The organism is Bradyrhizobium sp. OAE829 (genome assembly GCF_040546575.1).
Taxonomy (GTDB): domain Bacteria; phylum Pseudomonadota; class Alphaproteobacteria; order Rhizobiales; family Xanthobacteraceae; genus Bradyrhizobium.
This window is the reverse complement of record NZ_JBEPOE010000001.1, coordinates 7718231-7731412: the sequence shown is the minus strand read 5'-3', so window position 1 is coordinate 7731412 and position 13182 is coordinate 7718231. Positions and strand designations below refer to the sequence as shown.

General features: G+C 59.0%; 11 protein-coding genes. 3 read left to right on the top strand and 8 right to left on the bottom strand.

The features are described 5' to 3' along the window. Position 1 precedes the first annotated feature (1 nt). The 4 genes from ABIE49_RS36635 to ABIE49_RS36620 all read right to left on the bottom strand — a co-directional run bounded on the left by ABIE49_RS36635 (position 2) and on the right by ABIE49_RS36620 (position 4795). Positions 2 to 952 carry an ABC transporter permease gene (locus ABIE49_RS36635; RefSeq protein ID WP_192734676.1) on the bottom strand — a complete coding sequence of 317 codons (951 nt, stop codon included), beginning with the start codon at positions 950 to 952 and terminating at the stop codon, positions 2 to 4. An 85-nt stretch (positions 953 to 1037) separates the two neighbouring features. Further along, positions 1038 to 2708, bottom strand: a complete 1671-nt coding sequence (locus ABIE49_RS36630) for a peptide ABC transporter substrate-binding protein (RefSeq protein WP_192734675.1) — start codon at positions 2706 to 2708, stop codon at positions 1038 to 1040. 34 nt (positions 2709 to 2742) lie between these two features. Further along, positions 2743 to 4407, bottom strand: a complete 1665-nt coding sequence (locus ABIE49_RS36625; protein ID WP_192734765.1) for an ABC transporter ATP-binding protein — start codon at positions 4405 to 4407, stop codon at positions 2743 to 2745. Positions 4408 to 4561: 154 nt separating this feature from the next. Beyond that, a complete protein-coding gene (locus ABIE49_RS36620) occupies positions 4562 to 4795 on the bottom strand; it encodes a hypothetical protein (RefSeq protein WP_192734674.1) in 234 nt (77 codons plus the stop codon). A gap of 556 nt (positions 4796 to 5351) precedes the next feature. Here ABIE49_RS36620 and ABIE49_RS36615 point away from each other — a divergent pair. Together ABIE49_RS36615 and ABIE49_RS36610 are read left to right on the top strand one after the other, a co-directional pair. Continuing rightward, on the top strand, positions 5352 to 6677 hold the full coding sequence (locus tag ABIE49_RS36615; protein ID WP_192734673.1) for an NAD(P)/FAD-dependent oxidoreductase: 1326 nt from the start codon (positions 5352 to 5354) through the stop codon (positions 6675 to 6677). Positions 6678 to 6981: 304 nt separating this feature from the next. After that, on the top strand, positions 6982 to 7458 hold the full coding sequence (locus ABIE49_RS36610; RefSeq protein ID WP_192734672.1) for an Lrp/AsnC family transcriptional regulator: 477 nt from the start codon (positions 6982 to 6984) through the stop codon (positions 7456 to 7458). Between the two features lie 148 nt (positions 7459 to 7606). Here ABIE49_RS36610 and ABIE49_RS36605 read toward each other — a convergent pair whose 3' ends face one another. Next, positions 7607 to 8983 carry an aspartate aminotransferase family protein gene (locus ABIE49_RS36605; RefSeq protein ID WP_192734671.1) on the bottom strand — a complete coding sequence of 459 codons (1377 nt, stop codon included), beginning with the start codon at positions 8981 to 8983 and terminating at the stop codon, positions 7607 to 7609. Positions 8984 to 9298: 315 nt separating this feature from the next. Between ABIE49_RS36605 and ABIE49_RS36600 the strand changes: the two genes are divergently transcribed. Then, positions 9299 to 9988: a haloacid dehalogenase type II gene (locus ABIE49_RS36600; protein WP_192734670.1), complete on the top strand. Its 690-nt coding sequence runs from the start codon at positions 9299 to 9301 to the stop codon at positions 9986 to 9988. A gap of 134 nt (positions 9989 to 10122) precedes the next feature. On the opposite strand, the gene ABIE49_RS36595 is transcribed toward ABIE49_RS36600, so the two are convergent. From ABIE49_RS36595 to ABIE49_RS36585, 3 genes are all read right to left on the bottom strand, one after another. Then, positions 10123 to 11580 carry an NAD-dependent succinate-semialdehyde dehydrogenase gene (locus ABIE49_RS36595; RefSeq protein WP_192734669.1) on the bottom strand — a complete coding sequence of 486 codons (1458 nt, stop codon included), beginning with the start codon at positions 11578 to 11580 and terminating at the stop codon, positions 10123 to 10125. Between the two features lie 272 nt (positions 11581 to 11852). Beyond that, on the bottom strand, positions 11853 to 12209 hold the full coding sequence (locus tag ABIE49_RS36590) for a cupin domain-containing protein (RefSeq protein ID WP_192734668.1): 357 nt from the start codon (positions 12207 to 12209) through the stop codon (positions 11853 to 11855). A 14-nt stretch (positions 12210 to 12223) separates the two neighbouring features. After that, on the bottom strand, positions 12224 to 13147 hold the full coding sequence (locus ABIE49_RS36585) for a 2-hydroxyacid dehydrogenase (RefSeq protein WP_192734667.1): 924 nt from the start codon (positions 13145 to 13147) through the stop codon (positions 12224 to 12226). Between the last annotated feature and the right edge of the window lie 35 nt (positions 13148 to 13182).

Here is a 13182-nt window from a genome sequence, read left to right as displayed (position 1 = left end):
TTCAAGCCAGACGAATGCGCGGGTCGACGATGGCGACGACGACGTCGGCGATCAGGTTTCCGAGAATGACCAGGATGGCGGAGAATATCAGCAACCCCATCACGACCGGGTAGTCGCTGTAACCGAGGCTGTCGAGAAACAGCCGTCCCATTCCCGGCCAGGTAAAGACCGTCTCGGTCACCAATGCCCCCGTTAGAATGCTGGGCAGCTGCACTCCTGCAAGCGTGATCATTGGCAGGAGTGCGTTGCCGACAACATGCTTCAAGAGAATTCGGCGCTCGCTCAGGCCCTTGGCGCGGGCAGTTTTGACGAAGTCCTGACTAATGGCGTCGAGCGTCGCCGTCCGCATGTAGCGGCTCCAAACCGCGACATGGACGAGTGACAGCACCACGCTTGGCAAGATCAGATGGTGCAGGTAATTCAGAACGGAGCCGTCGCCGATAGTGTACATGTTCCCGGCAGGCACCCAACCCAGCTGCAGCGAGAAGACGTAGATCCCGACAAGCCCGAACCAGAAGGTCGGGATCGATAGCGCGACCATGGCGCCGATCGTTGCCAGATAGTCAAACATCGAATAGCGGTGGGTGGCGCCACGAATACCAATCCAGGTGCCGATGGCGATCGCGATCACCGTCGAGGTACCCATCAGCAGTAGCGTGGCAAAGATATGCCGTCCGATCACGGCCAGCACGGATGTTCCGTCACGGAAGGAGCGGCCCCAGTCGCCTTGCACAAGGCGCCATACCCAGTCGAAATACTGGATCCATAGCGGCCTGTTCAACCCCAACTGTTCCGCCAGCCGCTCCATATCCTGCTGGGTCATGCTTGGATCCCGCGCGTATTGCGACAGGGGACCGCCTGGAATAAGGCTCAGAATGACGAAGCCGATGATTGAGACGATCACCAGCAGCGCGAGGCTCTGTGAGAGGCGATTCAGCAGAAATCCGCGCATTCGGCCCTCCTCGTAACAACGAGAAATTCAGTAGTACGTTGCCGCCCCGACTGGCTTTCGCCAGACGGGGCGGCGGCTGCGAATATCAGCTCGCCCAAGACCAGGCGCCGGCATTCCAGGATTCGGTGCGCGTGTTGCCGTTAGACATCGCACCTTGGATCCCTTTCTTGTGCCCCTGCACTGCAATGTTCTGGTAAAGCGGTAGCAAGGGCAGGTCATGCCGGACCAGTTCTTGAACGCGGAAGTAGATTGCGCGCCGTGCTTCCGGATCGAAGGTGCGGCTGCCTTTCTCCAATAGAGAGTCGACCTCCGGATTGACGTATTGCGCATTGTTTGAGCCGCGGCCGCCTTTATTACCGATCGCATTCGAATGCAGGCGGTTGGTGACGTCCGGGTCTGCGCCGATCAAATAAGTGCTGCCTACTATGACCGAATCGAAACGCGATCGTTGCCAGAATTCGCCCCACATCACCGCGGCGGGAAGGTTGGAGATGGTCATTTCGACGCCGATCTCTGCAAACGCCTGCTGCAGATACTGCTGCACCTGCTCGCGAAGGGGGTCGCCTGACGTGGTCGAGTTGGTAAAAGACAGACGCACCCCGTCTTTTACCCGGATCCTATCCTTTCCTGGCACCCAGCCGGCCGCGTCGAGGATCTGCTGCGCACGCTTGACGCTGAACTCCTGCACCGGCAGGCCCGGATTATAATAGAAAGACTGCCGCGGCATGAAGGTCTCAGTCGGAGTCGGTACGCCGTAATAGAGCCCGTCGATAATTGCCTTCTTGTCGATCGCTGCATAGAGCGCCTGACGGACCTGCAGCTCCTTGAACTGCGGGCGCTCGAGATTCAGGTAAAAAGACTCGAATGAGGATTTCGGCTCCAGCGTCACCACCCGGCTCGGCAGCTTGCGAGCTTCCTCGTAATGATCGGGGCTGATGTATGTCTGGCCCACGAGGTCTATGTCACCGCTCTTGAATTGGGTGTAGAGGACGGTGAGATCGGGGATGTATTTGAAGATCAGGCGCTCGATATAAGGACCATCACCGAAATAATTCGAGTTGGCGACAAGCTCGACGCGGTCGCCGGGAACGCGCGTGCCCCACTTGAATGCACCAGTACCGATTGGCGCTTGGTTGAAGGCGGCATTGTTTGGATCAGCCTCCTTCTCCAGGATGTGCTTCGGCACAACGAAGGTTTCGGTCAGGAACGACAAATACGGTGCGAAGGCCTGCTCCATCCGCCATGTGATCTCGACAGGCGAGACCACGGCGATGTCGCGCACCAACGAGTGCCCCGTTGTACGCCAACTGCGGAAGTTCGGCTTCGTGATGAGTTCGAGGGTGAATTTCACGTCCTCAGCCGTGAAAGGCTTGCCGTCGTGCCAACTGACATCGTCGCGCAAGCGGATCCGCCATTTCAGACCGTCCTCGGAAATACCGCCGTTCTTTTGGGTCGGCACTTCGACGGCAAGGTTCGGCTGAATTACGCCTTTGGGATCGATGCGAAAGAGCGCATCGAAAACCGAGAAATGCACACCGTCATCGACCTCGATATGTGCCATCAGCGGATTAAAGACCGTGGGTTCCTGCGAGAGCCCGACGACAATCCGGCCCTTGGGAGTTCGTGCGGCCTTTTGGCCGAAGGCGGGTCTGGTCAACAGATTGGGTGCGAAGACGCCGGCGGCCCCGCCTAAGGCCATCATTCGCAATGTGTCGCGCCGCGAGTAGTTGGATGCAGGTTTGGAATGTTTGGTCATGGCTTGCTCCTTATGGCGGTATCCGCAGTTACTCTCATCGGTTTGCCGAAGCCTGGCGATCGTGCGCCCGCTGCTCTCCAGGAATCGCCGCGACCAGTTCGCGCGTGTAGGGGGATTTCGGGTTCAGGAATATCTGCGAAGGTGGTCCGCGTTCCACGATCCGCCCGTACTGCATCACGGCGATTTCGTCGCAGATCTGGCTGGCCACGCGCAGATCGTGGGTGATGAAGATCATTGAGACGCCGGTCTCCCGCTGGATTTGATCCAGCAATCTTAAGATCTGGGCCTGGATCGACACGTCGAGCGCTGAAACTGCTTCATCGGCAATCAGCAGCGTCGGCTTGAACATCAGCGCCCGAGCAATGCCGATGCGTTGGCGTTGCCCGCCGGAGAACTCGTGCGGATAGCGGCCAAAGGCGCCAGCGTCGAGACCCACATGCGATAGTAGTCCCCGGGCCTCCTCGCGTGCTTGCGCAGAAGACATTCCATGCGCGATCGGACCTACCGTTAGGATATGACCGATCGTCGAGCGCGGGTTGAGGGAGGCGAAAGGATCTTGAAAGATCATTTGGATCCGCGGCCGCAGTGGGCGGAACTCGGTCTCAGAAAGCCCGGCAACGTCTCGGCCCTCGAACAGAATGCGACCGCCGTCACTGTCCATCAATTTGATCAGAAGCCGCCCTAGCGACGACTTGCCGGAGCCGCTTTCGCCCACGACGCCAAGCGTCCGCCCAGGTGCCAGGTCGAACGATACGTCGTTTACCGCCGGCACGGTCCGCGTCGCGCCGAACCATTTGCTGCCGCTGCGATAGGTTTTCATCAAACCGTCAACCTGCAGGATCGGCGCTTTCCCGGCAGCTTCCAGAGGAATCCGGTCCTTGCCTGTCAGATGTGGGACGGCCGCAATGAGCCGCCGCGTGTAAGGGTGGCCGGGCGATTGCAGAACCTGAACGGCGCTGCCCTGCTCGACCACATGGCCTTTCTCCATCACCACGACGCTGTCGGCGATCTCGGCCACCACCCCAAAATCATGCGTGATGAACATCACGCTCATTCCCTTGCGGCGCTGAATGTCGCGGATCAGCTTCAGGATCTGCGCCTGGGTGGTTACGTCGAGTGCGGTTGTCGGTTCGTCCGCGATCAAGATCGCGGGCTCGAGCGCCAGGGCTATCGCGATCATCACGCGTTGTCGCTGCCCACCCGAAAGCCGGAACGGGTACTGATGATACATCAGTTGCACATCGGGCAGACCCACTTCGGTCAGCAACTCAATTGCGCGGTTGCGGCGGGATTTCGCTGTGCCGATGCCATGCGCCGCTATGGCCTCCTCGATCTGCGCACCCACAGTCATCAGCGGATTGAGCGCCGAAAGCGGATCCTGAAAGATCATTGACACGACCCGTCCGCGCAGGCCCCGCAGCTTTTCGGCAGGCAGACCTGCGATGTTCATTCCGTCCAGGTGGATTGCGCCCGAGGAAACCCGGATCACCTTGGGCAGAAGCCCCATGATCGCATTGGCTGTGACCGACTTGCCCGATCCGGATTCTCCAATGATGCACAGGATCTGACCACGCTTCAGATCGAAGGAGATATTCTCGACGGCGTAGGCCCGCTCCATCCCGCCCGGCAGGCTTACGCAGAGGTCGCGCACCGAGAGCGCGACTTCTTGGGAGTCCACAGCCTGGATGCTGGAGGCCATTAGAGTATCCTCCCCCTTCAACGGCATCGGGACATCCTGCTGCGGATTGAGACGATCGGACAGGTCGGAAACTCGCCGTTCATACCGGCATTCCCTGGTCGGAAGCTGCGACATGATTCTGATCTCTTTGCTCGACGAGCAAGAGCTGTGTCGCTCACGACGCAGCGTTGTCCGCGTTCGCCAACCCGGTCAGCGAGCGAAACTGATAGTCGGGCTTGGTGAACTGCCCAGCCTCGGCCGCGATGACGGCAGGTCTATCCTCGGTCACGCTCGCGAAATCGATCATCGTACCTACGACATTGAAGCGTTTGTAGCGGAACGCCATGAGAGGCGTGACGGCTTCCGCTAAGGTCAGTTCCTCGGCAAGACCCATGTCGATGGCTCCCATTTTGATCCTCGACTCATTGATCGAGATTCTTGGATCGAGATTCTTGCTTGATGCCCACGAGTTTGGCCGCTTTGATCCTCCCAGAGTCGCCGAAAGGCGGCACGCCGGCGGCAGGAACTTCTGAAAAGGAAGTCCGATTTGGCATTTCGCTCTGCGCTGCGATGCCTCCAACATCCACCGGGGGACGCGCGCCCGATACGCCCGCGGCTGACGACAACCCCCGCAAGCTTGTCCATAAGGTTCTTCAGCCTGGCACGTACCGCCCCCGCGGCAAGGACCCGGCGGGCCCGAAGACAACCTTCAGCGGCCCTGCAAAGAACGCATAACCACCACAAATTTCATTGCTGCACGCTCCCATTCTCGCTGACGCCGATCTCATTGCGGAGAGCACATGCCTGATCTCAGCCTATGCGGCGCGACGCGAGCGATCAGTTCTCGCAATAAAAGCTTGTAGCGAAGGTAGCAAACCGCAGGATATTCCGTCTGACCACAAAACTCGGCAAGGCGCATCCGCGGAAGCTCGGTACGATACCTCAAACGCCGGAGTCCTCGCTCGATGAGCGCGCCACTGATACATATCGAATCCAGTCCGTCTCTGCCTCAAGAGGCTGACGTCGTCGTCATTGGCGGCGGCGTGGTGGGCGTATTCACGGCCTACTATCTTGCCCGCCGCGGCGTTAAGGTCGCCTTGCTCGAAAAGGGGCGTGTCGCCGCCGAGCAGTCCAGTCGCAACTGGGGATGGTGTCGTCAACAGAATCGCGATGCGCGCGAGCTACCGATCGCCACCAAGAGTCTCGATCTCTGGGAGAGAGTAGCACAGGAGACCGGGGAAGACACGGGCTTCCGTCGCTGCGGGCTTCTCTATCTGTCGAACGACGAGAAAGAGCTGACCGGCTGGGCGAACTGGCGCGATTTTGCAGGGACGGTCGGCGTTACGACGCACATGTTGAGCACGGAAGAAGCGAGCGAGAGAGGCAAAGCGACGGGCCGCAAATGGAAAGGCGGCGTCTTCTCGCCAACCGACGGAACGGCGGACCCTTCGAAGGCTGTGCCCGTCGCCGCGCGTGCGATCATGACGGCTGGCGGCACGGTGCACCAGCACTGCGCCGCTCGCGGCGTAGAACGCAGTGCCGGCCGGGTGAGCGGCGTGGTGACCGAACTGGGCACAATCCGGACGAAGACGGTGGTCATGGCAGGAGGGGCGTGGGCTTCTTCTTTCTGCAACCAGCTCGGCATTCGCTTCCCGCAGGCTTCCGTTCGCCAATCCATTCTCGCGACGGCTCCAGGCGCAGCCGGTCTGCCCGATGCTTTGCACACTGCGCGCGTGTCACTTACGCGGCGAAGCAGCGGCGGGTACACGCTGGCAATTAGCGGGCGCGCGCGAGTCGATCCAACGCCGCAGCAATTCAGGTTCGGCCGCGAATTCGTGCCGATGTTCGCTCGCCGTTGGCGCAGTCTCGCTCCTGGAGCATTCGAGGGCATGCGCCAGGGTCACGAATCCCTGGCGAAATGGGCGCTCGGTGAGGTGACCCCGATGGAGCTGAACCGGACACTTAATCCCCGCCCCGACATGCGGCAGATTCGGGCGACACATCAAAGAGCTTGCGAATTGCTGCCCGAGCTTCGGCACGTCGCAATCTCCAATGTCTGGGCCGGCTATATAGACAGCACACCGGATGGCGTTCCCGCAATCGGTGAAGTGGAGGCGATCCCAGGCTTTATCCTCGCGGCCGGATTCAGCGGTCATGGTTTCGGGATTGGCCCTGGCGCGGGACATATGATTGCCGACATCATCACCGGCAGCGAGCCGATCGTAGATCCGCGTCCCTACAGGCCGGAGCGTCTGAAAATGGGCGCTTGGGGCAAGGTCGCCGACTTCTGAAAAGCCTGCTCCGCGAATATTCGATTGACGGACGCCGAGGGGTGGCATCACCTTGGAGAGCCACCCGGCGTGTCTTCATGGGCGAACACACGGTGGCCCGCCGAGGTGGCACGGGAGTTGATGCTATGAAAGCGCGCATGTTGCCGACGCCCCAGAGTAACGATTACCATCGTCGCCCCAATTACTCCGCCGGCATACCATCCGGCCTGGCTGGCGCGGGCAGCCCCGGGGGTAGATCGACCGCCAGCATGGACGCCAGAGGGCTTCGGCGAGCCGCGGCTCGAACGTCTGGTGGGGCCGTCCTATGAAGCTCGACAAGATCGACATAAGGATTTTATGCGAACTGCAAAAAAATGGACGGATTTCCAACGTCGAACTCGCGGAGCTGATTCACCTTTCTCCGAGCCCGTGCCTGATGCGCGTCAAAAGGCTCCAGACGGAGGGCTTCATCACCGGTTATTCCGCTCAAATTGATGTTTCAAAGCTTGGACGAACTCTGACCGTCTTCGCCGAGATCACGCTCAAGAACCACCGCCAGATCGATTTCGCTCGCTTTCTCACGACCATCGAAAAGCTGGATTCGGTCGTCGAATGCCATCTGGTTTCGGGCGGATATGACTACCTCGTGAAGTTTATCACAGCTGGAATAAGTGAATACCAGGCGGTTATGGAACGTCTCGTCGAACTGGATATTGGCATCGATAAGTACTTCAGTTTTGTCGTACTGAAGTCGCCTATCGTGAAATCCCATCTGCCTCTCGAAAGCATATTCAACAGCTAAGGAACAGTCCTCGACCCTTTGCGATGACTTGAGCAGATTGACTTGATACTCGCCGCCGATCGGGTCGACGTCGCATGTCGCGGGAATGCGGGTCGATGCGATATTTCTGCTCTGAACCAGGCGCCGCCTCAACGGCAGGCGCAAATGATTATCCTTTCATCGCCGCGCGAACGTCCCTGTCTTCGAGCGTTTGGTCGAGCGTCGTCCGAGTTCGTTCGATGATGCCGTCAATCTCCTCATGCGTGCAGCAAAGCGGCGGCGCATAGCCCAGCACGCCCTGGGCAAAGGCGCGGATGACGAGGCCGTTATCCCATGCGCGATCGAAGATGCGGCGCGCCGCCTCGGCCTCCGGTGGAAGGGGCGTCTTTCGCTCCTTGTCCGTGACGAGTTCGATTGCGGCCAGCATGCCGCGACCACGGACATCACCGACAAGTGGATGATCGCCAAGGGAGCGAAGCCCCTCCATCAGGCGGTGCCCGGCCTTGCGCCCGTTTTCCAGCAAGCCATTTTTGTAAAGGTCAAGGCACGCGAGCCCAACCGCCGCACTGACGGGATGTCCGGAATAGGTATAGCCATGGCCGACGGCCGTCTTGCCGGCTCCGTCCGCAATCGTATTGTAAACGCGGTCAGACATGAAAACCGCGCCCATCGGCACATAGCCTGACGTCAGTCCCTTTGCGGTGGTCATGAAATCCGGCACGACATCGTCTTCTTCGCAGGCGAAAAGGGGCCCGACACGACCAAAGCCGGTGATGACCTCATCGGCAACGAACAGAATATCGTTCTCCCTGCAAACCGCATGCATGGCTTTCAGCCAAGACGGCGGCGGCACCAGAACGCCCCCTGACCCCTGAATTGGCTCGACATAAAAAGCCGCAACGCGATCTGCGCCCAGTTCGGCGATCTTCGCTCGCAGGGCCACGACCGACGCATCAATGATCGCCTGGGGATGGGAGCCGACAGGATTGCGATAAGCATAGTGCGACGGAATTTTGTGCTGCCAGCTATAAGGCACCCCAAAGCCCGCATGAAAGGCCGGCAGTGCTGTCAAACCGGCCCCCGCCGTCGAGGATCCATGATAGCCTTGCTCCACAGAGATGAACTGGTCCTTCTGCGGCATACCCTTGGCGTGATAGTAGTACCGAATGAAGCGGATCGTGCTGTCGACCGCATCGGAACCACCGAGTGTGAAATAGACATGGTTCAGATCGCCGGGCGCCAATTCAGCCAGTCTGGCGGCGAGACGAATGGCCGGCTCGGAGCCCAACCCGAAATAGCCTGTCGCATAGGGCAGTTCGCGGAGTTGCCTCGTTGCTGCTTCAACGATGCCGTCTTGTCCGTACCCGGCATTGACACACCACAGACCAGCAAACCCGTCGAGCAATCGATGTCCCGAGGCATCGGTCAGGGACGCGCCCTTCGCTGATTTTATCACCCGCACGCCCAACGCCTCATGGCTGCGATAAGATGAGACCGGGTGAATCAGATGCGCGCGGTCCAACTCGATCAGCGAATTGCTCAACATTTCATTCTCCAAATCAACCCGAAGAGCAAAGTACGTCATCGAGGACGGCAGTTCCTCCCAAGCAGCGCTTGGACCAAAGGAGTTTTGACTTTCGTTGGTGATCGATACCGCATCTTGTGCCGGAGCAGGTCCGGCGCGTGGCGGTGTTGCCCAACTCGAAAGGTTGCCTGACGCAACTCTCTGCCAAAGCTTTGATCCGATACGACACAATCTGCTTCCGGCTTCAACGAAAGCGGCGCTTTATCTTACGACAGGCCCATTATGATGCTTATCGTACCGGCGCGCAGCGCTGAGAGGATTGGAGGACTCCACACCATGACGCAGTTCCGACCGAAATACATCACTTTCGATTGCTACGGCACGCTGACGAATTTCGACATGGCCGGTGCGGCAAGGAGAGTCTACGGCTCCCAGCTTTCCCCCACGGCGATGGCAAGTTTCATCAAGGATTTTTCAGCCTATCGCCTGGACGAAGTTCTTGGCGCGTGGAAGCCCTACTCCGAGGTCGTGCATAATTCGGTAGAGCGCACCTGCAGGCGCAATGGTGTCGCCTTTCGGCCGGAGGATGCCCAACGCATCCATGAAGAAGTGCCGACATGGGGACCGCATGCCGACGTTCCGGCGGGTCTGGCCCGGGTTGCGAAGGAGATACCGCTCGTCATCCTGTCGAACTCCATGAAAAACCTCATCATGTCGAACGTGGAGAAACTAGGTGCGCCCTTCCACATGGTCATCACGGCCGAGGAGACCGGCGCCTACAAACCACACATGAAGGGCTTTGAGTACATGTTGGACAGACTGGGCTGCGGTCCGGAAGACATTACTCACGTCTCGTCCTCCTTCCGCTACGACCTGATGACCGCTTACGACCTGGGCATCAAGAGCAAGGTATGGGTCAACCGCGGTCACGAGCCCGCGAACCCGTTCTATGAATACACCGAGATCGCTGACATCGGCGGGCTCGCCGCGGCAGTCGGCCTGGAGCCCCTTCGGAAAAGCGCGTGAATGCGTGGCCTTTTCGGATTCTTTCTTCGCGGCGCTAGCCTTCGATAATTTCAGAACAGTTCGATGCGTTGTGAAGGAAAAAGGGGGCGGTTCAACCGCCCCCTTTTTGTGTTTCAGCTACCCATCCGATGGGCTCACTCCAACCCGCCGACATGGAGCGTTTTGATCTCGAGATATTCTTCTATCCCGAGCTGAGATCCTTCGCGCCCCAGTCCCGACTGCTTTACACCGCCGAAAGGCGCAACCTCGGTCGAGATCAGGCCGGTATTGAGTCCCACCATTCCGAACTCCAGCGCCTCGGCAACACGCCATGAGCGCTTGAGGTTTTCCGTGTAGAAATAGGCAGCAAGGCCGAATGGCGTGCCGTTCGCGATCGCAATCGCTTCGTCCTCGCTCGTGAAGCGGAAAAGCGGAGCGACCGGTCCGAAGGTCTCTTCCGAAGCCAAAAGCATCTCGGTCGTTGCGTCACCGAGCACGACGGGGCGGGCATATTGCCGACCGTCGGGCATACCTTCACTCTGCGATATGATCCTCGCGCCTTTGCTCAAGGCGTCTGTGACGTGACGCTCGATCTTTTCTATCGCCGCGCCATTGATCATCGGCCCGATTGCGACCCCTTCTTCCGTGCCGGCGCCGACCTTCATTTTCGCGACCCGACCGGCGAGTTTTTCTGCAAAAGCGTCGTAAATGCCTGATTGTACGAGGAGGCGATTGCAGCAGACGCAGGTCTGTCCACCATTGCGGAACTTCGACGCGATCGCCCCCTCAACCGCCAGGTCGACATCGGCATCGTCAAAGACGATGAATGGTGCATTGCCCCCGAGTTCAAGACTGAGCTTCTTGATGTTATCGGCGGCGCCTTTCATCAGCAACGCGCCTACACGGGTCGATCCGGTAAACGAGATCTTGCGCACGGTTTCATTGGCCATCAGCTCGTTACCGATTTCCGCGGGCATGCCGGTTACGATATTTATCACACCAGCCGGAATCCCGGCGCGCTCCGCCAGAACGCCGATCGCGAGAGCCGAAAACGGCGTAAATTCGGATGGCTTGATGACCACGGTGCAGCCCGCCGCAAGAGCAGGCGCCACCTTGCGGGTAATCATGGCGTTCGGGAAATTCCAGGGGGTGATAATCCCGCAGACGCCGACCGCCTCTTTCAGTACTAAAATGCGGCGGTCGCCTGTGGGTGAAGGGATGGTCGATCCATTGATCCTGCGCGCCTCTTCCGCAAACCATTTTACGAAGGATGCCCCGTAGCGGATCTCGCCAAGCGATTCAGCAAGCGGCTTGCCCTGTTCCAGCGTCAACAAAAGCGCCAGATCGTGCTCGTGCTGCAGCATGAGTTCATACCATCGCTCCAGCAACGCTGCGCGCTGTGCATGGGTATTCTTTTTCCAACGCTTGAAAGCATCGGCTGCGGCGTTGATCGCTGCCCTGGTCTCGTCACGACCCATATCGGGAATGCTACCAAAAACCTTCTGACTGGCAGGATCAATGACATCGACGGTCGCTTTCGCGTTCGCATCCTGCCAGTTGCCGCCAATCAACCCCTGCTGGCGAAACAGATCCCTGTCCTTCAATGCAACCATCTTGTTTTTCCCTTCGGGGCCACCCCCTCAATTCGTTCGCAATCGGCTTGCGTCCCTCGTCCACGAGCCAATCTGCTCGACGGGGGTTCGACGAGCACGCTCCTGGATTTGCGATAGGTGAGACAAAATCGTCTCATCCGAGCAATACAGGAGCGAACGCCGCATTTTTCATCGAGAATGAATGGCCTGACGGCGTTGAATCTGGTCAGACGCGGGCTCGAAAGCCGATTGTTCTGAGGGCCGGACCATTGGTGCGGCCCTCAGCATCGCGCTCAGTCATAATGGCAGACGTAGATCTTGCGCACGGTCTCGATCGTGCGCCAGACGCCGACAAAGCCGGGCTTCATCACAAAGCTGTCGCCGGCTCGATAAGTCTTCGTCTCACCATCCTTTTCCTCGATTTCGACAAGACCCGAGATGATGTGGCAAAACTCGAAGGTGGTGCCCTTGATGGAATGGGTCTCCCCGGGCGTTGCTTCCCAGACGCCAGTCAGGACCTTCTCGCCTTTCGAAGCGTCCTGCGCCCAGGTCTTGAAGGATGGATTGCCCGAAATGAGTCGTTCCGGAGCAGGCAAGGCGTCCTTTGGTGTGAAGTCCGGATTGGTGGCGATAGTAATCAGAAGTGACATGACATTTTTCCTGGTTAGTAGCCGAGTGTTCGATCGACAAGGCCGATCGGATCTTTTCCGGCACGATAGCGCCGGATGTTTTCTATGACGGATTGTGCTGCCGTATGCGGCTGCGTCACGGAGGCGATATGCGGCGTTAACATCACCTTCGGATGTGACCAGAGCGCATGACCCTCCGGCAGCGGCTCGGGGTCGGTAACGTCGAGCATCGCTGCCGCAAGGCGGCCGCTGTCGAGCGCCTCGATGAGAGCCTCTTGGTCAAGCTGCGGGCCACGGCCAACATGCAGCAGCCGCGCTCCCGCCGGCAAAAACGAGAAGAGTCTTGCGTTCAGGATGCCGCGGGTTTGCTCCGTCAGGGGCAGCAGACAGACGAGAATATCCGTGCTTTTCAGGAAACTGCCAAGCTGATCTTCGCCGTGAAAGCAGGTGACCCCCTCGACCACCTTTTTGCTGCGGCTCCATGCAGCAAGAGGAAATCCAAAGGGTTTGAGGCGGTCGATTGCCGCTTGCGCCAGCATGCCGAGGCCCAGGAAACCCACACGACGTTCGGTCGCCTGCGTACTGGTAAGGGCTTGCCACACTCCCCTGCTCTGCTGCTCCCGATATGCGAGCATCTCGCGATGGAGCGCCAGCACGCCAAGGACGACGTATTCCTGCATCATGCGTATGATGCCATCCTCGACCATGCGCACCAGCTTCACATGGTCGGGTACGATCTCCGGCTTGAACTGATCAACCCCTGCACCGATAGAAAAGAGCACTTCCAGATTACGAAAACGCGAGACCTCGTCCGGCACGTTCCAGGTCAGGAGGTATCTCACCTTGTCGGGGTCGATATTTTCACTACAGTGGTAGAATTCCTGGTCGGGGAGCTCGCGCGCAAAGACCTGGCGGAAGACTGCTCCCCTGTTAGCATCGGAATTGAAAAGAAATGCCATCGATGCACCTTTCTCGTGTCACGCGGCAAAGCGCG